At 71.8% G+C, this 22,816-nt stretch carries 18 protein-coding genes; 5 read left to right on the top strand and 13 right to left on the bottom strand.

The features are described 5' to 3' along the window. Positions 1-14 precede the first annotated feature (14 nt). The 3 genes from ACBR40_RS11180 to ACBR40_RS11170 form a co-directional block, all read right to left on the bottom strand. Entirely contained in the window at positions 15-1,685 is a 1,671-nt protein-coding gene (locus ACBR40_RS11180) for a serine/threonine-protein kinase (protein ID WP_371248612.1), read from the bottom strand. Positions 1,686-1,795: 110 nt separating this feature from the next. After that, positions 1,796-4,240: a protein kinase gene (locus tag ACBR40_RS11175; RefSeq protein WP_371248611.1), complete on the bottom strand. Its 2,445-nt coding sequence runs from the start codon at positions 4,238-4,240 to the stop codon at positions 1,796-1,798. An 85-nt stretch (positions 4,241-4,325) separates the two neighbouring features. Beyond that, positions 4,326-4,964, bottom strand: a complete 639-nt coding sequence (locus tag ACBR40_RS11170) for a pyridoxamine 5'-phosphate oxidase family protein (protein WP_364453578.1) — start codon at positions 4,962-4,964, stop codon at positions 4,326-4,328. Between the two features lie 71 nt (positions 4,965-5,035). Between ACBR40_RS11170 and ACBR40_RS11165 the strand changes: the two genes are divergently transcribed. Next, the gene (locus ACBR40_RS11165; protein ID WP_371248610.1) at positions 5,036-6,439 is read left to right on the top strand and encodes a PLP-dependent aminotransferase family protein; all 1,404 of its coding nucleotides are present in this window, start codon (positions 5,036-5,038) and stop codon (positions 6,437-6,439) included. Here ACBR40_RS11165 and ACBR40_RS11160 read toward each other — a convergent pair. Together ACBR40_RS11160 and ACBR40_RS11155 are read right to left on the bottom strand one after the other, a co-directional pair. Further along, the gene (locus ACBR40_RS11160; protein WP_371248609.1) at positions 6,411-7,541 is read right to left on the bottom strand and encodes a DegT/DnrJ/EryC1/StrS family aminotransferase; all 1,131 of its coding nucleotides are present in this window, start codon (positions 7,539-7,541) and stop codon (positions 6,411-6,413) included. The genes ACBR40_RS11165 and ACBR40_RS11160 overlap by 29 nt on opposite strands. After that, complete coding sequence (locus tag ACBR40_RS11155; RefSeq protein ID WP_371248608.1) at positions 7,538-8,620, bottom strand: GNAT family N-acetyltransferase; 1,083 nt, start codon at positions 8,618-8,620, stop codon at positions 7,538-7,540. Before ACBR40_RS11155 ends, ACBR40_RS11160 begins: the two co-directional genes overlap by 4 nt. Before the next feature lie 157 nt (positions 8,621-8,777). Here ACBR40_RS11155 and ACBR40_RS11150 point away from each other — a divergent pair, with 157 nt between their 5' ends. The 4 genes from ACBR40_RS11150 to ACBR40_RS11135 all read left to right on the top strand — a co-directional run bounded on the left by ACBR40_RS11150 (position 8,778) and on the right by ACBR40_RS11135 (position 12,844). Beyond that, on the top strand, positions 8,778-9,803 hold the full coding sequence (locus ACBR40_RS11150) for a phosphotransferase family protein (protein ID WP_371248607.1): 1,026 nt from the start codon (positions 8,778-8,780) through the stop codon (positions 9,801-9,803). A 34-nt stretch (positions 9,804-9,837) separates the two neighbouring features. Next, on the top strand, positions 9,838-10,590 hold the full coding sequence (locus ACBR40_RS11145; protein ID WP_371248606.1) for an SDR family oxidoreductase: 753 nt from the start codon (positions 9,838-9,840) through the stop codon (positions 10,588-10,590). Positions 10,591-10,698: 108 nt separating this feature from the next. Then, a complete protein-coding gene (locus ACBR40_RS11140) occupies positions 10,699-12,090 on the top strand; it encodes a xylan 1,4-beta-xylosidase (protein ID WP_371248605.1) in 1,392 nt (463 codons plus the stop codon). Positions 12,091-12,112: 22 nt separating this feature from the next. Beyond that, positions 12,113-12,844: a uridine kinase gene (locus tag ACBR40_RS11135; protein ID WP_344206670.1), complete on the top strand. Its 732-nt coding sequence runs from the start codon at positions 12,113-12,115 to the stop codon at positions 12,842-12,844. On the opposite strand, the gene ACBR40_RS11130 is transcribed toward ACBR40_RS11135, so the two are convergent. The 8 genes from ACBR40_RS11130 to ACBR40_RS11095 form a co-directional block, all read right to left on the bottom strand. Continuing rightward, positions 12,825-14,003 (bottom strand): DUF418 domain-containing protein, encoded by a 1,179-nt coding sequence (locus ACBR40_RS11130; protein WP_344206671.1) that lies wholly within the window; start codon positions 14,001-14,003, stop codon positions 12,825-12,827. The genes ACBR40_RS11135 and ACBR40_RS11130 overlap by 20 nt on opposite strands. Before the next feature lie 94 nt (positions 14,004-14,097). Continuing rightward, positions 14,098-17,148 carry a hypothetical protein gene (locus ACBR40_RS11125; RefSeq protein ID WP_371248604.1) on the bottom strand — a complete coding sequence of 1,017 codons (3,051 nt, stop codon included), beginning with the start codon at positions 17,146-17,148 and terminating at the stop codon, positions 14,098-14,100. 8 nt (positions 17,149-17,156) lie between these two features. Next, complete coding sequence (locus ACBR40_RS11120) at positions 17,157-18,473, bottom strand: hypothetical protein (RefSeq protein ID WP_344206674.1); 1,317 nt, start codon at positions 18,471-18,473, stop codon at positions 17,157-17,159. Continuing rightward, the gene (locus ACBR40_RS11115; protein WP_371248603.1) at positions 18,466-19,269 is read right to left on the bottom strand and encodes a polysaccharide deacetylase family protein; all 804 of its coding nucleotides are present in this window, start codon (positions 19,267-19,269) and stop codon (positions 18,466-18,468) included. The genes ACBR40_RS11120 and ACBR40_RS11115 overlap by 8 nt, the downstream gene beginning before the upstream one ends. Further along, a complete protein-coding gene (locus ACBR40_RS11110; protein ID WP_371248602.1) occupies positions 19,266-20,207 on the bottom strand; it encodes a glycosyltransferase family 2 protein in 942 nt (313 codons plus the stop codon). Before ACBR40_RS11110 ends, ACBR40_RS11115 begins: the two co-directional genes overlap by 4 nt. A gap of 21 nt (positions 20,208-20,228) precedes the next feature. Further along, positions 20,229-21,062 (bottom strand): glycosyltransferase family 2 protein, encoded by an 834-nt coding sequence (locus ACBR40_RS11105; RefSeq protein ID WP_329590913.1) that lies wholly within the window; start codon positions 21,060-21,062, stop codon positions 20,229-20,231. Between the two features lie 147 nt (positions 21,063-21,209). Next, complete coding sequence (locus tag ACBR40_RS11100) at positions 21,210-22,343, bottom strand: GNAT family N-acetyltransferase (protein WP_344206677.1); 1,134 nt, start codon at positions 22,341-22,343, stop codon at positions 21,210-21,212. Next, positions 22,340-22,711 carry a hypothetical protein gene (locus ACBR40_RS11095; protein WP_091078002.1) on the bottom strand — a complete coding sequence of 124 codons (372 nt, stop codon included), beginning with the start codon at positions 22,709-22,711 and terminating at the stop codon, positions 22,340-22,342. Before ACBR40_RS11095 ends, ACBR40_RS11100 begins: the two co-directional genes overlap by 4 nt. Positions 22,712-22,816: the final 105 nt, after the last annotated feature.

Genomic DNA, 22,816 nt, shown 5'->3' with positions numbered 1-22,816 from the left:
GCCCCCCGGCGCGTCTAGCGCTTCCTTCTGTGGCGGCCCGCCATGCGGCCCCGTACCGCAAGTGTGACCGGCACGACGCCGGACGTCATCAGGCCGAGCGCGAGCAGCGCGCCCGGGGCGGCCTCCGCGCGGTTGATCCGCGGGTCGTCGCTCGGCGTGGTGTCGCCGGTCGGGCTGGACGGGTCGGTCGGCGGCGTGGACGTGGGCGGCTGGGACGAGCTGGGCTGCTCCTGCGTGGGCCGCGTCGGGCGGGTGGTGGCCGGCGGGTTGCTGCTCCTGGTCGGGGCGGCGGAGGTCTGCGGGCGCCGGGTGTTCGACGGCACCTCCACCCTGCCGGTCGGCTCGTCCTCGTCGGTGTCCGTCGCGGTCGGGGACGCCTTGCGGGTCCGCGTCGGCGTCCTGATCGGGCTGCGCGTGGGCCGGGGCCGGGTGGTGGTCCTGGTCGGCGCGGCGGTCGGCCCGGCAGTGGGCGCGGTGGTGGGCGCGGTGGTGGGCGGCGCCTGGCTCTGCGTGGCGGTCGGCGTCGTCTCCGGCGTGGTCTCCTCGGGGGTGCTCTCCTCCGTGGGCTCCGTGTCCTCCTCGACGGGCTCCTCCGTGGCGGGGACGACCGCGCTCGGGGTGACCGGGGTGGAGTCCGCGGAGAGCTTGGTCTCGCCGGACGACGACAGCGCGAACACGGCCGCGCCGATCACCACGACGGCGCCGACCGTCGCCACGGCGATCTTCGCCGGGATCTTGCGCAGCAGCCCGGCCGCGTCGGGGAAGCGGCTCTCGGTGAACGAGGTCTCGGTCTCGACCGGCTCGTCCAGCGAGCTCGGGAAGACCATGATCAGCATGCCGGCGAGCGCGGCCAGGCGGCGGCGGCCGCGCTCCTCCCAGTCGGGGCCGTACGCGCCGGCCGCGACCGCCTCCAGCTCGGTCAGGAACGCCTCCGCCGACGGCGGCCGCTCGGCGGGGTCCTTGGCCATGCCGCGCTCGACCAGGCCCTGCAGCGCGGCCGGCACCTCCTCGGCCGGGACCGGCGCGCTCTGGTGCTGGGCGGCCAGCGCGACCAGGTTGGTGCCGCGGTACGGCCGGCCGCCGGTCAGGCACTCGAAGAAGACGACCGTGGCGGCGTACACGTCGGTGGCGGGGCCGGCGGGCGAGCCCGACCACTGCTCGGGCGCCATGTACGGCGGCGTGCCCGCGGCCCCGGCGTCCTCGCCGGCCCGGACCGCGATGCCGAAGTCCACCAGCTTGCTGGTGCCGTCCTCCTGCACCATGACGTTCTCGGGCTTGTAGTCGCGGTGCACGACGCCGATGGCGTGCGCCGAGGCGAGGCCCCGGAGCGAGCCCTTCAGCACGGTCAGCGCCGCCTCGGGGCCGGTCGGGCCCTGGGAGCGGAGCAGTTCGCGTAACGAGACGCCGTTGACCAGCTCCATGACGATCGCCGCGCCGTAGCCGGATTCGACGTAGTCGATGAGGCGGGCGTGGTACGCGCTCTGCAGCGTGCCCAGCAGCCGCGCCTCGTGCCGGAAACGGGCCACGAACCCCATGTCGGACCTCAGCTCGTCACTGAGGTACTTGATGGCCACCTCGGCGCCGTCGTGGTCGCGCGTGGCCAGCACGACACGCCCGGCGGCTCCCGAGCCCAGCTCGCGAACCTCGGTATAGCCGGGGACCCCCCATTGGCCCTCGCCGTACATACGGTCTCCTCTGGAGTTGTGTGGGCCCCCACCCGCATCAAACGAGTCCGTAGCTTAACGGGAGCGAACCGGATTCCCTGCCGATATGGCGATAAGTGTGACGGACGACTTCAGTCGATCTCCACCGGTGTGTCGGAAGTCTCAGGCGAAACCTCAGGTCGCGGGGTCTTCGACGGCCCCTCACCGGGCTCCTCCTCGCGCGGTTCCTCCTCGCGGGGAGGACAGGCGGCGGTGGTCCCGCTCGCCGAGTCGCCGCCGTTGCCCGCCGCCGGATCGGTCGAGGCGGTCACCGTCCACCGCGTGCCGCAGGCCAGTCTGACCGGGAAGGAGAAGGTCCGCACGTACGAGGTCTCGCCCGACAACGTCGCCGTGTCCGAGCCGCCGCCCTCGCCGCCGGTGGTGTACCTGACGGTGAGGCGTACGGGCTGGGTGCCGGCCGTCAGCACCCGGACCGTGGCCGTGAGGCCGTCGCCCGCGCTCGCCCGCAGCACGGTGACCTGGCGCACCTCGGGCGGGCAGGTCACGGCGGCCCGCGCGGTCGCCGTACGGCCGCCCGCCGTCACCCGGACCGAGACCGTCGAGCCGCACGGGCGGGAGCGGAAGGCGTGCGTGAGCACGCGGCTGTAGGAGGTGCGGCCGGACAGGGTGAGGTCCCTGGCGGAGACCTGGTCGCCGTTCACCGCGAAGCGGGCCATGACGGGGATCTCTCCGGTGCCGCTCGCCGTCACCCTGATCGCCGCCCGCGCGGCGCGGCCGGGCGCGGCGGGCATGTCCAGGGACACGCGCAGGCCGGTCACCCGGGCCGGGCAGGGCGGCACGGACACGGACGCGGTCCGCGCGCCGCCGGGGGCGGCCGGGGTGGTGGTGACGGTCAGCGTGACCGTACGCCCGCAGGCGCGCTCGCCGGGGGTCCAGGTCAGCGTGCGCGTGTAGGAGGTCGAGCCGCGTAAGGCGAGGCGCTGGGTCCTGCCGGGGCCGCCGGGGACCGACCAGACGGCGGTGGCGGCGACGGGCGCGGTGCCGCTCGCCCGGACGGTGATCGTCGCGGCGGCCACGCCGTCGGCGCCGATGGTCGGCTCGCCGACGCTGACCCCGAGCACGGACGTGGCCGGCGAGGGAGTGGTCACCGTCGGGGTGGGAGTCGGGGTCGGCGTGGGGGTCCTGGAAGGGCCGCGCGTCGGCGGCGAGGTGACCGGGCGGGGGGTGGCGGGCCGGGAGGTGGCCGGCCGGGGAGTGGCGGGACGGGAAGTGGCCGGGCGGGAAGTGGCCGGGCGGGAAGTGGCCGGGCGGGAAGTGGTCGGGCGGGAAGTGGTCCGTGGCGGGTCCGAGGGCTCGTCCACCGGCACGACGGCCTTCGGCGTGCCGGCCGGGGTGCTCTCGGGAAGCACCTCGGGCGTCGGCTCGGGCGAGAGCTCCGGAGTCGAGGTCGGCTCAGGGGTCGGTTCGGGCGTCGGCTCCAGGGTCGGGGTCGCCGCGGCGGCCTCGGGCGTGACGGTGGTCGGCGGCACGACCACCGCCGCGCCGATCCGCCCGGCGGGCGGCGGCTGCTCCCGGTTCGCGAGCAGGATCACCGACGCCACCGCCACCGCCGTGGCCAGCCCGCCGCCCATCGCCACCCGGGCCGCGTTGGCGCGCAGGCCGCGGAAGACCGTACGGGCGAACGACGTGGTCACCTCCGGCGTGGCCGCGGGCGGCGTGGGCAGCAGCAGCGCGAGCAGGCCCACCAGCGCGGCCAGCCGCCGCCGCCCGCGCTCCTCCCAGTCCTCCCCGTACGCGGCCACGGCCGTGGCCTCCAGCTCGGCCACGAACGCCTCCGCGCCCGCCGGCCGCCGCGCCGGGTCCTTGGCCATGCCGCGCCGGACCAGCTCGCGCACCGGCGCGGGCACCTCGTGGAACGGCACCGGGGCGTGGACGTGCTGGTAGCCGAGCACGCTGGGCTCGGTCGAGCGGTAGGGCCGGTGCCCGGTCAGGCATTCGAAGAAGACGGCGGTGGCGGCGTACACGTCGGTCGAGGGCGAGGCCGGCCGGCCCTCCCACAGCTCCGGCGCCATGTACGGCGGCGTGCCCTCGGGCACCCCGGCCGAGCCCTGCCGCACCGCGATGCCGAAGTCGACGAGCTTGCTCACCCCGTCGTCGCGGACGAGCACGTTCTCGGGCTTGTAGTCGCGGTGCACGACGCCGCGCGCGTGCGCCGCGCCGAGGCCCAGCAGCGAGCCCTTGAGCACGGCCAGCGCCGCCTCGGGCTCGGCCGTGCCGTTCTCGCGCAGCAGCGCCCGCAGCGGCACGCCGTTGACCAGCTCCATGACGATGGCCGCGCCGCCGGTGTCCTGAACGTACTCCCACATGGTGGCGATGTGGGGGTGGCGCAGCGTGGTCAGCAGCCGCGCCTCCGACTGGAACCGGGCCACCGCCGCCGGGTCCTGGAGCAGGTGCGTGGCGAGGTACTTGATGGCGACCTCGACCCCGGTCTCGTCGTGCACGGCCAGCACGACGCGGCCGCCGGCGCCGGCGCCGAGCTGTCTGATCTGGGTGTAGCCGGGGGCGGTCCAGTCCATATGCCAACTCCCATCAGGATCCGGCCCACCTGATGAGACGTACGATCAAGAGCGCGGGTTTGCCAGGTGGCCCTGATTCATGGAACTACTCCCGATGGAGGATGTGAACGGGGGGATCGATACCTTCTGGGAGCACCGGATCGGGTTCGGGCGCGCCCCACGTCGTGACCAGCGGCAGCACGCCGGCCCACACCGGCAGGTCGTAGTCCTCCTCCTCGTCCGACGGCCCGCCGCGGCGCGTCTTGACCGACGCCTCCTCCAGCGACAGGGCGAGGACGGAGGTGGCGGCGAGCTCCTTGCGGTTCGGCTGCCTGACGTAGTCCCACTGGCCGGGCGCCAGCCGTTCCGACAGGGCCCGCAGGCCCGCCAGCCGCTCGTCGGGGTCGGTCACCAGCCGGGCCCGGCCGTAGACGATCGCCGAGCGGTAGTTGACCGAGTGGTGGAAGATCGAGCGGGCCAGCACGACGCCGTCCAGGTGCGTGACCGTCACGCAGACCTCTCCGCCGTCGGCCGCGCGCAGCGACCGGGCGCCCGTGGAGCCGTGCAGGTAGAGGGTGTCGTCCAGGCGGCCGTAGCCGGTGGGCACGACCATGGGGCAGCCGTCCACGACGACGCCCAGGTGGCAGATCAGGCCGGAGTCGAGCACGTCGTACAGGTCGTTCCTGTCGGTGCTGCCGCGCTCCTTGGAGCGGCCGAGCGTGGTGCGGGGAGTGGCGGAGAGCATGATTCGACCGTACGCAGGAAGTGGACCTAGTCTGGATGGCCACTGTCGACCCCTTCGTAGGGACCACTTGCGTGCGTAGCTCCGTCGACCTGCCGGTTTCCCTCTCGCGGGAGGCCGCCGTACCGCTCACCACCCAGCTCGCCGGCTGGCTGCGCCGGGCCATGCTGGACGGCACGCTGCCGCCCGGCGAGCGGCTGCCGTCGAGCCGGGCGCTCGCCGCCCAGCTCAAGGTGAGCAGGACCGTCGTCACGGAGGCGTACCAGCAGCTCTACGCCGAGGGGTGGCTGGAGGGCCGGCACGGCTCCGGCACCTTCGTGGCGGACATGGAGAGAGTGGACATGGAACGGGTGGTCACGCCGCCGCGCGAGACCCGCCGCGACCAGGGCCCGCCCGAGCCCGCCGCCGCCTTCATCGACCTCACGGCGGGCCGGCCCTGGGTGCGCGACCACGACCGGGCCGCGTGGAAGCGCGCCTGGCGCAAGGCGGGCGAGTCGCCGCCCGGCGCCGAACCCGACCCGTACGGCCTGCCGCGCCTGCGCGAGCTGCTGGCCGACCACCTGCGCAGGGCGCGGGGCATGGCCGTCGGCCCGGAGAACATCCTGGTCACCAGGGGCACCGGCAACGGCCTCGACCTGTGCGCGCTCGCCCTGCTCGGCGCGGGCGCCCGCGCCGGGGTCGAGGACCCCGGCTACCACGTGGCCCGCACGGTGTTCGCGGCGCGCGGCGCCGAGATCGTGCCGTGCCCGGTGGACGCCGACGGCGTGATCGTCGACGGCCTGCCCGGCGATCTCCGCGTGCTCTACACGACACCCGCCCACCAGTTCCCGCTGGGCGGCCGGCTGCCGATCCCGCGCCGCGAGCGGCTGCTGTCCTGGGCGCGGAGCACCGGCGCGACCATCGTCGAGGACGACTACGACGCCGAGTTCCGTTACGACGTCGCCCCGCTGCCCGCCCTCTACGGCCTCGACCCGTCGCGGGTGGTGCTGCTCGGCACGCTGTCCAAGACCCTGTCGCCGGACGTCGGCGTCGGCTGGCTGGTCGGCACGCCGGAGCTGGTCGGGCGGATCGCCGGGCTGCGCAGCGCGGTCGCCGACCGGACCAGCGGCCCGGTCCAGGAGGCGGTGGCGACCCTGCTGGAGCGCGGCGACCTCGACCGGCACCTGCGCCGCATGCGCCTGGAGTACGCCCGCCGCAGGGCCGTCGTCGTCGAGCTGCTGGGGCCGGTGTGCCGGCTGCGCGGCGACACCGCGGGGCTGCACGTGCTCGCCGAGCTGCCCGCCGCCGTGGTGCCCGTCGTGGTCGAGCGGGCCAGGGAGCGGGGGGTCCTGCTGGACGCCACCGGCCGGCACCATCACGGCCGCGAGCGGCTGCACGGGCTGGTGATCGGCTACGGCTCGGCGTCGCTGGCCGACGTGCGCCGGGGCTGCCGGGTCCTCGCCGGGATCGTCAGGGAAGCGGTGGCGGGGGCGCCGTAGCGGGCTCCAGGGCGCGCAGGACGGGCAGGGAGCGGTGGACGTACATCGGGTCCACGGGAAGGACGTGGCGGGCCCACCAGCGCGCCTGGGCGGGGTCCGGCGACGGCTCGGCGAAGCCGGGGGCGTAGTCGTCGTAGGCGGGGGCGTACAGGTAGCCGGTGGACACGCCGTGGCGCTCCAGCTCGGCGATGGCCGCGTCCCGCTCGCGTACCAGCAGGGGGACGCGGAACAGCGGCTGGTCCAGGTGGTCGCGCACGGCCGGCGCGACGGCGGGCAGCTCGGCCAGCCGGGCCGTCCCCGCGAGCCGCCGGGCGCGCTCGCCTGGCACCTTGGCCGTCCGGCGCGCCTGGTACCAGCGGGCCAGCGGGCCCCGGCGCGACCGGTAGGCGTGCAGGTCGGCGCGGACCCACGGGTCGAACGGCGGCAGCTCGGGGATCTCCTTGAGCGCCAGCTCCAGCGCGTCGGGGTTGAGCGGGATGCGGAAGCCGTCGCGCGGCTCCTCCAGGCCGATCGCGCGGGCGACGGCGAGCGCCGGGCGGACCAGACCGAGCCTGAGCGCCACCTGGCGGGCCATCGAGGTGGACACCGACAGCAGGTCGGCGCGGAGCGAGCCGGGGGCCAGCACCTCGTCGCGAGCGCGTTCGAGAGCCCGCAGGTCGGCGGCGTGCTCGACGGCCAGCACGCCGCCCGAGCCCGCCCCCGGGTGCTTGGAGAGGCTGAAGACCCCGGCCTGGCCGAACGTGCCCAGCGGCCGCCCGCCGAGATCGCTCTCCATGGCGTGCGCGACGTCCTCGATGAGGATCTTGCCGGTGAAGGCGGTGACGCGGTCGGGGAGGCCGTAGAGGTTGGTCGTGAGCACGGCGTCCACGGTGGCGAGGTCGACGCGTGCGGCGTCGATGTTGCCGTCGCGCGGGTCGAGCGGGGCGATCACCGGGCGCAGCCCGGCGGCGAGCACCAGGAACAGGATCTCGTCGGCCGAGATCGGCGACATCAGCAGCCGCTGCCCGGGCGTGCACCAGCGCCGTAGTGCCAGGTAGAGACCGAGACGATTGGAAGGTAACGACAGACAGTGACGGCCCGTGCGCTTTGCGATGTGTTTCACCGGGAGATAACGCTACGGAGTCGTCCGTACGTTTTCAATGCTTTGTCGGCACTGCGCAGAAGAAGCGGGTGTGCCATCACCGTCGCGCGGGCCTTGCGCACCGGGACGCGCATCATCCAGTGCACGCCCGCCCCCGCGCTCGCCCTGGCGACCCGGCCCTCGGCCACTTCGAGCTCGCCGTTCTTCAGCTTCTCCTTGTACTCCTTCTGCCCGCGCCCCATGTCGATCACCTCGATCCCGGAGGCGGCCGCCCGCTCGGCCATCGCGAGATGGTGGATGAGGCCGGGGGAGTACTTGGCGAACTGGGTGTCGTAGGCGGGGAACCAGCCGGCCAGCGTTGTGCGGGTGCGCACCCCGAAGTGCCCGGCCACCGGCCGGTCGTCGACGTAGATCATGTCGAGCACGCCGGCGAAGGAGTCGGTCCGGGTGGCGAGCAGCCGCTCGACCAGCTCGACGATCCACTGGTGGGCGAACCTGTCGGTGCGGCCGGTGCGGCGGTACTGGTCGGTCTTCCAGCCGAGCAGCGTGCGCAGCGGCTCCAGGTCGGTGACGGCGAAGTCGTGGCGGAGCTCGCCGGCCTCGCGCTGGAGCTTGCGCGACTTGGCCAGCGTGCTCTTGTACGTCTTGCCGGAGTTGTCCTTGAGGAAGCGCGTGTAGTTCTCGTAGCCGTCGCGCAGATCGATGATCGGCGACGGGTGGCGCTCGGCGCGGGCGGTCATCAGCGGCTGCCCGGCGACCAGGTGGTCGAACTCGTAGACGGCCAGTCCGCAGTCCTTGATCAGCCGCTGCGCGTCGATCTCCAGGTCCTTGGCGCACACCAGCCCCTGCGCGTCGGTCAGCCCCGCGGCGACCGGCTTGCCGATGCCCAGCGGGTGGCGTTCGAAGGGGAAGAAGCCCACGATGTCGGGTCCGTCGTGGAGGACGGCGACCTGGACGACCTCGCGCAGCTCGCCCACCGTGATCGTGAACTCGGGCGACAGGAAGGGGTTGTCGTAGACCGGATCGGACTCCTGAAGAGCACGCCAGCGGCTCACTTCGGAGGGTCCGAGCTCACGGGGGAGGGCGAGGGTGACGCGCATGTGCTCCTACAGACGGCCGCACTCTGTGTGTAGCAAGGGATCGGACCAGTTAAGTGCCAGGGTAAGCGAACCTACCGAATGCTCATCGTCGCAGGTCCGGAACGTTACAAAACTCTCAGGTATCGTTCAGGACCGAGTGACGTTCTAATGTGGGTCCATGACCGTACCTGGCATCGAGTGGCCCCGGCTGGTCGAGTGGATGGGCCGGAACGTGCCCGACGCCGGCGAGCCCCTGTCCGTGTCCCTGATCTCGGGCGGCAGGTCGAACCTGACCTACCTCGTCGAGGCGCGCGAGCGCAGGCTGGTGCTGCGCCGCCCGCCGCTCGGCCACGTGCTGCCCACCGCCCACGACATGCGGCGCGAGTGGCGCGTCATCTCCGCGCTCGCGCCGACCCCCGTACCGGTGCCCGAGCCGGTCGCCTTCTGCGGCGACGAGGACGTGATCGGCGCGCCGTTCTACCTCATGGGGCACGTGCCGGGCACGGCCATGCGCACCAGGGAGGAGCTGGGCGACCCGCCGCCCGAGCACGTACGCCGGCTGTCGGAGCGGCTGGCCGAGGTGCTGGCCGCCATCCACGCCGTCGACTACCACGAGGTCGGGCTCGGCGACTTCGGCCGGCCCGAGGGATACATGACCCGCCAGCTCGACCGCTGGTGCCAGCAGTGGGAGCGGTCGAAGACGGCCGACCTGCCGGAGTACGACCACCTCGTACGCCGCCTGCGCGACCGGCTCCCCCCGGAGACCCCCGGCACGCTCGTGCACGGCGACTACCGGCTGGACAACACCCTCGTCCGCGCCGGCGACCTGGAGATCCTGGCCGTGGTCGACTGGGAGATGTCCACCCTCGGCGACCCGCTGGCCGACCTGGGGCTCACGCTGACGTACTGGCACAGTCGCGGCGACGACGAGCGGGCGGGCATCCCGGTGGCCGGCGACGCCACGCTCACGCCCGGGTTCCTCGACGCGCCGGAGTTCGCCGAGCACTACGCGAAGGCGTCCGGCAGGGAGATCACCGACCTCGGCTTCTACGTCGCCTTCGGCAACTTCAAGCTCGCGGTCATCATCGAGGGCATTCACGCGCGCTTCCGCCAGGGTAAGACCGTGGGGGAGGGGTTCGACCGGATCGGCGCGGCCGTGCCGACGCTGATCGCGCGCGCCCACCGCACGCTCGACCAGGTCTGACCCGGCCGCGAGGCCCGACCCCCAGGGGAGTGTCATGAGCACAGTCGCATTGATCACCGGCGCGGCGAGCGGCATCGGCGCCGCCACGGCCCGCCGCCTGTCGGCGTCCGGCGCCCGGTGCGTCCTCGTCGACCTCGACGCCGAGGGCGTCGAACGGCTGGCCAAGGAGGTCGACGGCGCGTGGCTGGCGGCCGACGTCGGCGACCCGGATTCCTCGCTGGAGGCCGTGGCCCTGGCCGAGCGCCGCTACGGGCGGCTGGACCTCGTGCATCTCAACGCCGGCATGACCGGGCGGGTGGATCTGGCCGACTTCGACCTCGACCGCTACCGCCAGGTCATGGGCGTGAACGTGGACGGCGTGGTGTTCGGGGCGCGGGCCGCCGTGCCGCTGCTCGAACGCTCCGGCGGCGGCGCGATCGTGGTCACCGCGTCGCTGGCGGGGCTGGTGGGCTTCGCCGGCGACCCGATCTACACGATGACCAAGCACGCCGTGGTCGGCCTGGTGCGCGCGCTCGCCGAGCCGCTCGCGGCGCGCGGCATCCGCATCAGCGCGGTCTGCCCCGGCTTCACCGACACGCCGCTCGTGGCGGCGGCCAAGGAGATGTTCGCCAGCGCCGGGTTCCCGCTCCTCACGGCCGAGGACGTGGCCGCCGCCGTCGAGTCGGCCTTCTACACCGACACGCCCGGCACGCTCCTCGTCGTCCAGCCGGGACGGCAGCCGGTGCCCTACCGCTACGCCGGTGTGCCCGGCCCCGCGAGCGGTCAGCGGCCCCCGCAGGTGGAGTAGCAGGTTCGCGCACGGCAAGCCACATGCAAGCGGAGCTATTACTTTAAAGAGGGCCGGGCCTGTCGCCCGGCCCTCGAACGTTCCGCGACCATCCGTGAGGAGCCCTCCGTGATTCCGACCGACGGCCGGCACGCGCGCCGACGATCGCCCTGGCCCATCGCCGTGGGAGCGGGAATCCTCGCGGTGGTCCTGGTGGCGGGCATCATGGTCTACGCCTCGATGCGCTCGAAGTCCCGCGAGGGGTTCTCCGGCAGCGACGTGGCGACGGCCCAGCCCGAGGCGCCCGCCCCCACGCTGGCGGCGCCGCCCCAGCTCGACGCCTGGCCGCGCTGGGGCGTCACCCACACCCAGTACAGCGCCGACAACGAGCCCGAGGAGGTCGCCGAGCAGGCGAAGGGCGTGCTCGGGCGGGTGCCGATGCTGCAGAACCAGCACATCATGGGCTGGGGCGTGGGCAACCCGGAGCCGAGCCCCGGCAGGTTCAACTTCCGCGACCTCGACCGGCGGCTGACGTTCATGTCCTCGTCGCGCGCCGTGCCGGTCATCACGCTGTGCTGCGCGCCCGACTGGATGAAGGGCGGGCAGCCCGGCCGCACCGACTGGAGCAAGAACCACACGGTCGCGCCCGAGCCCGAGCACTTCGACGACTTCGCCGCGCTGGCGGCCCGGGTGGCCAAGCAGTACCCGACGGTCAAGCACTACATGGTGTGGAACGAGTTCAAGGGCTTCTGGGACACGACCACCAACAAGTGGGACGCCCGCGGCTACACCGAGATGTACAACAAGGTCTACGACGCGCTGAAGAAGGTCGACAAGGACATCCAGGTCGGCGGGCCGTACATGTCGATCGGCAACAGCGCGAGCCCCGACGCGCGCTCCGAACTGAGCGGGCCTTGGGGCACGGTGGACCAGCGGGCGCTCGACGCGATCAGATACTGGATGCAGCACAAGAAGGGCGCCGACTTCATCGTCGTGGACGGCGCCTCGATGGCGAGCGACAAAGGGAACGTTCCCGACGACTTCGCCGCACTCGGCAAGTTCAGCGCGATCACCGGCTGGCTGCGGCAGCAGAGCGGCGACCTCCCGGTGTGGTGGGCCGAGTGGTACGTCGAGCCGGAGAACTCCGGCTGGAGCGAGGACAAGCGCACGGCGGTCCAGGCCGCGGCGCTCATGGAGTTCGCGCGCAGCGGCGTGACGACGGCCCTCTACTGGAACCCGCAGCAGAAGGACGAGGGCGAGTGCCCCGGCTGCCTGTGGTCGCCCAAGGTGGGCGGCGAGCTGCCGATGGCGGGGCTGCTGAGCGGCTTCACCCGGTGGTTCCCGAACGGGACTCAGCTGACCGACGTCCAGTCCTCCGACCCCAGGGTGAAGGCGCTCGGCCAGGAACGCCAGGTCGTGATGGTCAACACGACGGGCGAGCAGCTGACCGCCACCGTGGACGGCCGCCAGGTCTCCTTCGCCCCCTATGAGATCAAGTGGGCCGGCCGGGGCGGCGCGTAGGCCCGTCGCTATCGTGGGGCGCGTGCCACAGGAGCCGCGTGACGTCCACTACTCGGTCTCGACCTGGCGGCAGCCGGTCCCGCCGCCGGCCTCGGCCGAGCGCGCCCGGCTCGTGGCCGACCTCGCCGGCCGGGTGCTCGCCCGGGGCTCCGGCCGGCTGCTGGTGGGCCTCGACGGCCTCACCGCGGCCGGCAAGACCAGCTTCGGCCACGAGCTGGCCGCCGAGCTCGCCGCCCGCGGCCGCACCGTCCTGCGCGCCACGCTCGACGACTTCAAGAGGCCGTGGAAGGACCGCCACCTGTACGACCGCGAGTCGGGCGAGGGCTACTACCGCAACGCCTACGACTACGACACGCTGAAGCGGGTCCTGCTCGACCCCTTCCGCTCGCCCCGGGCGGCCGAGTGCGCCCTGTGCTCCATCGACCCCCTGACCCAGGTCGACCACTCGGCCACCACGACCCCGCTGACCGCCGACGCGGTGCTCGTCGCCGACGGCGTCTTCGCCTTCCGCCCCGAGCTCGACGCCTACTGGGACTACCGGATCTGGATCGACGTCGACGCCGAGCTCTCGGTCCGCCGCGGCGCCGCCCGCGACCAGGACTGGGCCGGGCCGGCGGCCGAGGCGGTGCACCGCGACCGCTACCTCGTCGCCGCGCGGGTCTACCTCGCCGAGGCCGACCCGCTGGGGCGCGTGGACGCGATCGTCGACAACACCGCCTTCGACCGCCCCCGCCTCATCCGCCCGGCTGCATGACCGTGGAGGTGGGGCGGCGCCAGTACGTCAGGTGCCGCAGCCACCACTCCACCGGCCCGTACCTGTGCCGGCCGAGCCACCACCGGCTGTAGCCGACCTGGGCGGCGAAGACGGCGCAGGCGATCAGCACCTCCATCGGCGGGCTGACCCGGTCCATGAGCGCGAAGCCGTACCCGGTGAAGATCAGCGAGCAGATCAGCGACTGCGCCAGGTAGTTGGACAGGGCCATCCGGCCGGGAGCGGCGAGGACGCGGCCGAGGCCCGGCAGGCGCGGCAGCAGCCGCAGGAACGTGGCCGCGTACGCCGCCGCCAGCAGCGGGGCCGTCACCAGGTCCACCGCCTCGCCCCAGAACTTGTGCGCCATGCCGGTCCAGGCCGAGACGGTGTAGAAGAGCGCGCCGGACAGCCCCACGGTGAAGCCGATCCACTGGAGCTTGCGCAACGCGTTCCAGTGGGCGGTGTGGTCGCGCAGGAGGCCGAGCTTGCCCACCGCCAGCCCGATGAGGCACGCCGCCAGCACCGCCGGTCCCTGGAAGAACACCCGCAGGACGAGGATCAGCGACAGCTTGCGTACGTGTTCTTCGACGATCTGCCCGAACCCGCCGACCAGCGCGGCGTCCGAGCGGGCGGCCTCGGCGGCCGTGTCGGCGACCGTATGGCTCATGTCGAGCCCGGCCGAGGTGAGGACGGCCAGCAGCACGAACGCCAGCGCGAGCAGCGCCGTCAGCCCGGCGGCCAGCAGGACCGCCGCCCGGGGCGTGATCCGGCGCAGCACCAGCAGGGCGACGCCCACCGCCGCGTACGTCGTCAGGATGTCGCCGGGGAACAGCAGCACCGCGTGCGCCAGTCCCAGCACGAACAGCCCGCCGAGCCGGCGGAGGAACATCGGCGTGAAGCGCAGGCTCTTCTGGGCGGCCGAGCCCAGCTGGAGCGTGAAGCTGTAGCCGAACAGGAAGGAGAACAGGAGATAGAACTTGTTCTCCAGGAACAACGTGACCATCCAGCGCACGGCCCAGTCGAGCGGGCCGTTGAACGCCGGTTCCGCCTGCCCGGCCATCCGGTAGCCGGAGGCCAGGAAGGCGATGTTCACGAGGAGGATGCCCAGCAGCGCGAAGCCCCTCAGCGCGTCGACTGAGGCGATCCGCGTGCCTCTACCCATTACGGGTGCTGCGTCCGGGATGGTGGAACGTGCCTGCTGTGATCTCATCACGGGTCATCATTCCGCAGAACCTGTGGGTTTCCTGTGAACGAAGTTAGTTATTTGCCGCGATATAGAGGAACCTCTCAATAATCACGGCGAACGCCACCACGAACGAGGGGATCGCCAGGTAGAGCAGCCGCCGCCTGGCCTTCCTCGCCCGGTTCGGGCCGTTGAGCCGGATGACCTCGTACCCGAAGAGCGTGGCCCACGTCAGGCCCAGCGCGGCGATGCCGACCGGGGTCCACGGCGAGGTGGGCTCGCCACGCGGCGTCTTGTACGGCCTCGGCTCCGGCGTCTCCGTGCCGCGGACGAACTTCTTCCAGGTGTAGAGCGCCGCGTCGGCGTTGGAGTAGACACGCTTGAGGTCGGGCGAGGCGTCCAGCGCCGCGCGGAACCGCTCGCCCCAGTCCGCCGGGTAGCCCTCGTTGAGCTGCAGGTAGCTCACCTGGCCGCGGCTCACCATCAGGTAGGAGTTGCGCGGCTGCTCCTGCAGCGCCTTGACCGCGTCCGCGATCTGCGTCGGGTCCTTGTGGACCAGCGCCTGCACGTTGAAGCTGACGATCTCGACGTCCCGCTCGCCCCACGGCATGGTGGGCGTCACCTCGGGCCCAAGCTTGGGCACCAGGTAGAGCACGCGGGCGCTCGGCTTGTCGTTCGCGTAGACGTGGTGCAGGGCCTCCACCTCGCCGGTGGTGACCCGCTCGAACTTCTCGTTGCCGTAGCGGGCCATCAGGAACGCGAAGGCGAACAGCACCGCGAAGCAGGCCGCCAGCACCACCGAGAGCTTCTTGGTGAGCTGCGGGTTGAAGCGCACGTTGCGCCTGCGCAGCGGCACGGTCTCCTCGCGCACGTCCGCGCTGTCGGCCGGCAGGTTGGGGAAGAAGGCGTACGCGGCCAGCAGACACGCACCCGGCAGCGCGAACATGTAGATGCGCAGCCCGATCTCGCCGCCGTAGCTCTGCAGGCCGAGCGCCAGCACCGGCACGCAGAGCAGGATCAGCGCCGAGCGGTCGAACACGCCGCGCCGCAGCCGCCGCACCAGGCCGGTCGCGGCCAGGCTGAGGATCACCACGAGGATGCCGAGCCGGGCCTGCAGCACCCTGGCGTGCGCCGGGTCGCTGCCCTCGATGCGGTCGCCGGTGTTGCTGCGCAGGTTCTGCAGGATGTTGCCGAGGCCGCCGAAGATCGCGTCGATCTGGCTCGACCAGAAGCCGACCGTCATGTAGCTGATCCAGGCCAGCACCGCCAGCCCGAGGAAGAACGGCAACGCCCACGTCAGCGACGTCCGCTTGAAGATCAGGAACGCCGTCAGCACGCCCAGCATCATGAACGGCGTGATCTGGTGCGAGGCCACCGACGCCAGGAACAGCGCCACCAGCAGCATGAACATGAGCAGCTTGTCGGCGCGGAAGGTCCCCGTGTTGGCCAGCTCGCCCGGGGTCATCGCGTCCAGCCGGCCGATGAGCCTGCGCAGCCCCTTCGCCGGGATCGGCTTGGTGCGCGGCTCCACCCGCCCGAACCAGCGCAGCAGGATCGCCACCCACGCCAGGTAGAGCGCGAACGTGAAGCCCTGGGGCGAGAAGTAGTCCTGGCCGATCCACTGCACCAGCACGAACAGCAGCGCCGCGAACCAGCGCGCCCGCGTCGTCGCCACCACCTGACGCAGGATCAGCACGAACGGCAGCAGGTAGAGCAGGTTGGACAGGAGCGGCGTCCACTGGAGGATCGTCGTCATGTCCTGGATGCCGGCCGCCTTCGTGACGAAGGCGAACAACGCGAAGAAGCCCGGCCAGCCCATGCGGGCGTCGATGCTGATCGCCGACTCGCCGGTCCTGCTGATGAACTCCACGAACCCGGCGTGGATGTACGCGGTCGGGAACCGCGGCTCCGACGCGACCAGCGCGCCCGCGCCGTGCAGCGCGAACGTGATGGCGGCGATCTGGAACAGCAGCAGGAACTTGCGGTCGGTGCTCTGGGCGACCGTGACGAAGAACGACACGATCATGATCAGGATCGCCAGGAACGCCGTGGCCGGGAGGGCGGAGATCAGCCCGAGGCCGTCGATGTCGGCGGGATCCACGCCACGGAAGGGCCCCGGGGGGACCTTCAGGGCGAGGACGTACATGACCAGGCCCTCCAGCACCAGCAGCACGGGCAGCCACTTGGGCGCGCTCGCCACCAACGCGCCGACCCGCCCCATGACACCACCGGCCGCCCCGGCCCTCTTGGGCGGCGCGGCGACGGGCACGGGCGCGGGCTCGGGCTCGGGCGCGGCGGCGGGTGCCGGCGCGGCAGCGGTCTCCGGCTCGACGGCGGGCTTCGGCTCGACGGCGGGCTCGGGCGCGACGGCGGGAGCGACGGTGGGCGCGGACGCGGCACCGGACTCGGTCACGGCACCGGACTCGGGCGCGCGCTCAGACGCCGCAGCGGAAGCAGGAGCGGGCGTGGGCTTGGCCTTGGCCTCGGGCGCAGGCGTGGGCTTGGCCTTGGCCTCGGGCGCAGGCGTGGGCTTGGCCTCGGGCGTGGGCTTGGCCTCGGGCTTGGGCGCGGGCTCCGCGACGGGAGCCGCGGCGCTCGACACGTCCTCCGCCTGCGCCCCGCCCGGCGCGTCCGCACCGAGAGCGATGGCCGTCCGCGACACAGCCCGCGTCGCCTCCGCCGCCCCCGCGGCGGTGTCGTCCTCGGCGGCGGGGCCGTCCCCGGACGTCTCCGGCTCGGCGAGAACGGGCATGGACACCGTTCCGGCGGCCGACAGTTCGGCCGCCTCCTTCACCGTCGGCGGCCGGCCGATGTGGAGAGCGGAGGGGATGCGGAAAGTGGCGGTCTGATCCGCCGCACGCTCGTCGTCATCCGCGTCGTCGACACGGGCCTCCCCGTCGGAGACACCCCCGTCGCCATTGCCGTCAGCGGGGGCGCCGTCGCCGGCGGGTTCGCCGGAGCTCGGCCCGGGACCACGGCCGGAAGGTTCCTCGTCGAACGTCAGCCTGGGGATGACCCCCGTAGCGTCCGGGTCGAAGGGCACCTCCGACTCCTCCTTGTCCCCACGCACCTCCGAGGAGCCGCCGCTCACCATTCTCACGCCATCGCCGTCCGGTTGCCTCACGCTGACCATCATGAGGCCCCGGACAACCCCTGGGTGACAGTCTCGCGCCCGGTCTCGTCAATTTTGAGAATCTTACGTAGCTTTCCAAAGATCAAAAGAGCCATGAGGATCTCGCTGAGGAGCAGTCCGTACCCAACCGCGTTCACATTAGCGAACGGGAACAGGGCCATCGTGGAGACCAGCACCAGCGCGGCGAGCCCGATCTGCACGGCCGCGAGCGTGCGCGCCTTGCTCTGCGCCCGCAGCGCGCTCAGGTACACCTCGATCAGCACCCGGGGCAGCACGGCCAGCGACATCAGCCGCAGCAGCAGCGTGCCCTCCTCGGCGAACTCCGAGCCGAAGATGGTCAGGATGAGCGGCGCGCCCAGGATCACCACGGCGATGATCGGCGTCACGATCATGAACGCCCGCCGCAGCGCCCGCCGGCAGTTCTCGGCGAGCCGCGCCCGGTCGAAGGAGCCCTCGACGGTGAGCGAGACGGCCATGTTCATGGCCAGCAGCTCGATCATGCTCGCCAGCGTGTGGGCCATGGAGAAGCGCCCGAACGTGGCCTCGCCCACCTGCGTGGCGACCACCACGGGCACCAGGTAGACGATCGCCAGGATCGACAGCGTGCCGGGGAAGTCGCCGGCCAGGAACCGCCCGACCTCCCGCAGCTGCGGCGGCTCCTGCGCCGGATCGGCCTGCTTGACGTGCCGCGGCACGACGAAGCCGAAGATCAGCCAGTTGATCGGGATGAGCGCGAGCGCGGTCGGGATCATCCAGGAGACGAAGATCCCGCCCGTGGGCAGCGCGCCCGCCAGCGCGACCAGCAGCCCCATCTTGACCAGGCCGAAGACGAGGTTGTTGAACGGCACGATGGTGGCCCGCCGCAGCCCGGTCAGCACCACGTCCTGGAGCGTGAACACCGCCCACACGAGCACGGACCCGAGGAAGAACAGCCCGGGCCCGAACCCGCCGAGCACCTGATACGTCTGCCCCCACATCGGCAGGGTCAGCAGGAAGCCGAGCGCCGCCACCCCCCCGGTGGCGGCGGCCAGCCCGTACCCCCTGAGGATCAGCTCAGGGGTGCGGCGGCCCGCCACCGGCAGGAAGCGGGCCAGCGCGCCGACGAAGCCGAGCGCGGTCAGCGACGCGAACAGCCGCATCGCGGTGATGACGGCCTGCCCGCGGCCGAACTCCTCGGGCGTGTAGTAGTGCGCGGCGAGCAGCCAGTAGCCCATGCCGAGCACGCCGGTGACGACGGTGTTGGCCATGAGGGCGTAGCCCTGGCGGAACAGCGGGTTGCGCAGGTCGTGGAGGATCCTGGCCCGGACGCTAGACATTTCCGCGCACCCGCTGCAGCCCGTACCTCGTGCGCCGCACGACCGCGTACCCCTTGGTGAGGATGCGCTCGCGCAGGTAGATGAGGGGCACGGCGTTGCCTTCGACGGCGCGCTTGAACATGCCGATGGTCTGGCTCTTGCCGACCGTCAGCCGGGGGATGGCGAGGATGTCGTGGCGATCGGCGGCGATCGAGTTGCTGACGGCGCAGGCGGCGAAGTAGCCCGCCTTGCGCACCTCGCGGCGTACGCGGGCGCTGCTGTAGCCGTAGGGGTAGGCCATGGTGGCGACCGGCGCGCCGATCTTCTCCTCCAGCAGGCCCTTGTTCCTGCGCAGCTCCTGGCGCAGCTCGTCGTCGCGGAGCTGGTCGAGCTGGGGGTGGCTGTGGCTGTGGCCGCCGATCTCGATGCCGGTCTGCGCGGCCTCGCGGGCCTGCCCCCAGGACAGCATGGCGTCCAGGGGGCGGCCCGCGGCCTCGGCTCCGGCGTCGGCGACCCAGCCGCTGGTCAGGAAGACCGTGGCGGGGAAGCCGTAACGCTCCAGCAGCGGCAGCGCGTGGCTGTGGAAGTCGGCGTAACCGTCGTCGAAGGTCAGCACGATCGGCTTGGCCGGCACGGTATGACCGTCGATCCCGTTGAGCGCGGCCACCAGGTCGCCCAGGGTGAGCGGGGTGAAGCCGGCGCCCTTCAGGTGGTCGAGCTGCTCCTCCAGGTCGCCGGGACGCACCGCGTGCGGCTTGGTCTCGTCGTTGGGCGCGTCTGTGACGGAGTGGTACATGAGGATCGGTACGCGGGTCATGACCGCGCCGCCTTCAGCCGCGCGGAGCCGACCACGTAGCCCCAGGTCGTCCAGGCCAGCCCGATGACGATCGCGAACGCCCGGCCGAGCCCGCCGAGGTCGCCGCGCAGCGCCTCGCCGAGGCCGCGCAGCGCGCCCAGCGGCAGCGTCTTCATGGCGTGGGCGCGCTCGCTCGACAGCCCGTCCTGGGTGCCGACCTCCCTCGTCACCAGCGCCTTCGACAGCCCTTCCGCGTAGCACCGCGACCGGAAGTACGCGAACCGCTCCCGCTGCAGCGACACCTTGTGACCGATGAGCGCGCGCGGCTCGAACAGCATGACCGAGCCGGGCTTGCGCTGGCTCAGCCGGATGCAGAACTCGGTCTCCTCGCAGCCCAGCGGGCGCGACTTGCGCCCCTGCACGCTGCGCCCGATGCCACTGTGGAAACCGCCCACCTCGGACACGGCGTCGCGCAGGAACGCGGCGTTTCCGCCCATGACGTTGCGGATCGGCGCACGGACCGCGGGCATGCCGCGGTAGCTGCAGCCGACCGTCCAGTCGAACTCGTACGGGAACCACCCCGGCCGCCGCCCCGAGGCCCAGATGGGCTCGGTGCGGCCGCCAACGCCCACCACGCCGGGTTCCTGGAAGCCCTCCTCCAAAGCTTCCAGCCATCCCGGGTCGGCCACCGCGTCGTCGTCGAGGAAGGCGACGATCTCGCCTGCCGCGGTCGCGACGCCGGTGTTCTTGCCACCGGACAGGCCCTTGTCGTGCGTGTTCTCCACGACGACGGCCTGCGGGTATTCGCGCTTGAGCTTGAGATGCAGCTCGGGGTTGTGGTCGACCACCAGGATCAGCTCGTGTGCCGGGCGTGTCTGGTTCTCGACCGACTCGACTGCTTGCCTGATGTCCTCCCACCGGTCCTCGGTGTAGACGCAGATGACAACAGACGTGTTCACAACAGGCCTCTTAACGGAAAATTACGCGACGCCCCGGTCGGCGGCGGGCCGGGCCGTGGGCTCGGGCTGCGGAGCGCTGGGCTGGCGGCGCCACTCCTTCAGGATGGTCTTGAGCACGCGGAAGCCGTCCCGCACGACGTGCAGGTTGCTTTCACCGTGGATGCGGTTGCGCTCGTGACTGGGCACCTCATGAACCTTAAGCCCCGCCTTGGCCGCACGCACGTTCATCAGCGTCTCGACCTCGAAGCCGTCGCAGTCGAGGTTGAGCACGTCGAGGTGGCGGGCCCAGAAGGCGTTGTAGCCGTAGCACAGGTCGGTGTACTTGGTGTTGTACATCACGTTGACGATGCCGGTGAGGACCTTGTTGCCCAGACGGCGGTTGACCGTCAGGTCGTCGCTGCCGCCACCCGAGGCGTAGCGCGAGCCCTTCACGAAGTCGGCGCCGGTGACCAGCGCGCCCACGAAGTTGATGATCTCGCGGCCGTCGGTGGATCCGTCGGCGTCGATCATCACGATGATGTCGCTGGTGCAGGCGGCGAAGCCGGCGGCCAGGGCGTCGCCCTTGCCCTTGCCGGTCTGGGTGACCACCTTGACGTTGGGACGCAGGCGCTTGGCCACGGCCACCGTGTCGTCGGTGGAGTTGCCGTCGACGAGGACGATCTCGTCGATCCACTGCGGGATCGTGGCGAAGACGTGCGGCAGGTTCTCCGCCTCGTTCATGGCCGGCACGACCACGCTCACCGTCGGAGAGATGGCGAGGTGCGGGGTGACGGGCGTGAAGCTGCTGGGCGGTGGCATGGAACGGAGGGGCGAGGTGTGTGCCTTGCCGTTGTGCTTGGTGATCTCGGGACTCATGGCGAGGGATATCCTTCCGTGGCCCTCCCCTGCGAGCCGGCCTGCACCGTTCCCGGGTGCTGCGGAAACGGCGATGCCGGTGAGGGTGCATCGGAGGTGCCTGTGGAGTGAGGGTGTACGGGATGCCGGACTGCTGGGTGGGAGCGGTCAGCGCGCTCCCGTCGCTTCGTTCGCTACTGCGTTGGGTGACTCCTGTTGCTGCTGCATCGAGGTGCGCACCCGACCGAAGCCCTTGAGGACGCGGTCGGCCGCTCTATAGAGAGACGGCCGATCAAGGACAATTGTTCGGGCTTTGTTCAAAGGAGTTCGGCCCATCCAGTGCACGGCCGCTGACGCGGACGGTCGTGACACCCGGCCCTCGGCGACGTAGAGGGTGCCGCTCTTGAGCCAGTCCTTGTACTCCTTGCCGCCCTTGCCCATGTCGACCATGTGCAGACCCGACTTCGCGGCGGCCTCGGCCATCTGCAGATGGTGGACGATGCCGGGGGAGTAGCGGGCGTACTCGGTGTCGTAGGCGGGGAACCACCCTACAAGCGTGGTCGCCGTACGGAGGCCGAAATGCCCGGCCACCGGTACGTCACCGGCATAGAGCATGGTCAGAACGCCCCCGAAGTCCGATGCGTTCTCGGCATGCATCATCTCGGTCAGCTCGACGATCCACGGCTGGGCGAAGCGGTCCACCCGGCCGGTGCGGCGGTACTGGTCGGACTTCCAGGCCAGCAGGATCCGCAGGACCTCCGGATCGGGCGTGGACCACGCGAAACGCAGCTCGCCCTGCTCGCGGCCGAGCTTGCGCTCCTTGTAGCGAACGGTCTTGAGGTTCTTCGGCGAGTTGGACTTCACCTGCTCCAGCCAGGCGTCGAAGCCCTGGGTGAAGTCCATCACAGGGGCGGGGCGGACGTCCTGCTCGTAGGGAGCGAACGTCGGCTGTCCGGCCACGAGGTGGTCGAAGTCGAACACGCTGAGCTTGCAGGCGCGCAGCAGCGCCTTGGCGTCGAGCTTCAGCTCCGGGCTCGCGATCAGGCCGTGGCACGTGGTCAGGAAGCCGCCGAGCGGCTTGCCGATGCCGAAGCTGTGCCGCTCGTACGGGAAGAACCCGGCGATGCGGCCGCCGTCGCTGATGACCGCCACCCTCACGTAGTCGCGCAAGCGGTCCATGGCGACGGCGAACTCGACCGACAGGAACGGGTTGTCCAGACTCGGGTCGGCCTTCTGCAGCTCACGCCATCGGTCGCGCTCGGCCTCGCCGAGCTCTCCCGGCCGAACTACCTGGATTTTCACCTTGCCCTGGCCCCCTGTTCGGTCTGCATGCTCTTCCCCCGGTACAAGACGCGCAGCACGTACATGAACCCGCCGAGCACGGCCACGGTGGCGACACCGGCCCTGGGGGACCAGGCTCCGAACAGGAGCATGGCCTCGGCGAGCAGAACGTTCATGACGAGACTTGCCGCGGCTCCCACGGATAGTGCGGCGAGGGGGTCACGATCGCGCAACAGTCCCACTACCGCCGCTCCCGGCACGACCAGGAGGAACAAGGAGATGAGGAAGGGGCGCAGCGGCGTCTCGATGTCGAACAGCGCCACCGCTGCTCCGGCGACGCAGGCCAGCCCCACCAGCCAGGCGAGGGCCTTACGGCGTTGCTTGAGCATTTCCTTGACTCTCTCCTGCTCTCGACTGGTCACAGCACGATTGATCGCAGTTCATGGGACCAATCCGTGCCCGGACACGTCAATGCCGACGCTTGGCGACGCGCC

The sequence above is a fragment of the Nonomuraea sp. AD125B genome, from assembly GCF_041402765.1.
Taxonomy (GTDB): domain Bacteria; phylum Actinomycetota; class Actinomycetes; order Streptosporangiales; family Streptosporangiaceae; genus Nonomuraea; species Nonomuraea bangladeshensis.
Note: the sequence above shows the minus strand (reverse complement) of the source record. Positions and strands in the feature narration are given on the sequence as shown.

Excerpts from the sequence above, each read along its gene's own strand:
- ACBR40_RS11145 (WP_371248606.1), top strand. The coding sequence starts at position 9,838 with ATGAGCACAGTCGCATTGATCACCGGCGCGGCGAGCGGCATCGGCGCC.
- ACBR40_RS11155 (WP_371248608.1), bottom strand. The coding sequence starts at position 8,620 with ATGCGCGTCACCCTCGCCCTCCCCCGTGAGCTCGGACCCTCCGAAGTG.
- ACBR40_RS11130 (WP_344206671.1), bottom strand. The coding sequence starts at position 14,003 with ATGGGTAGAGGCACGCGGATCGCCTCAGTCGACGCGCTGAGGGGCTTC.
- ACBR40_RS11170 (WP_364453578.1), bottom strand. The coding sequence starts at position 4,964 with ATGCTCTCCGCCACTCCCCGCACCACGCTCGGCCGCTCCAAGGAGCGC.
- ACBR40_RS11150 (WP_371248607.1), top strand. The coding sequence starts at position 8,778 with ATGACCGTACCTGGCATCGAGTGGCCCCGGCTGGTCGAGTGGATGGGC.
- ACBR40_RS11095 (WP_091078002.1), bottom strand. The coding sequence starts at position 22,711 with ATGCTCAAGCAACGCCGTAAGGCCCTCGCCTGGCTGGTGGGGCTGGCC.
- ACBR40_RS11180 (WP_371248612.1), bottom strand. The coding sequence starts at position 1,685 with ATGTACGGCGAGGGCCAATGGGGGGTCCCCGGCTATACCGAGGTTCGC.
- ACBR40_RS11175 (WP_371248611.1), bottom strand. The coding sequence starts at position 4,240 with ATGGACTGGACCGCCCCCGGCTACACCCAGATCAGACAGCTCGGCGCC.
- ACBR40_RS11115 (WP_371248603.1), bottom strand. The coding sequence starts at position 19,269 with ATGACCCGCGTACCGATCCTCATGTACCACTCCGTCACAGACGCGCCC.
- ACBR40_RS11120 (WP_344206674.1), bottom strand. The coding sequence starts at position 18,473 with ATGTCTAGCGTCCGGGCCAGGATCCTCCACGACCTGCGCAACCCGCTG.
- ACBR40_RS11105 (WP_329590913.1), bottom strand. The coding sequence starts at position 21,062 with ATGAGTCCCGAGATCACCAAGCACAACGGCAAGGCACACACCTCGCCC.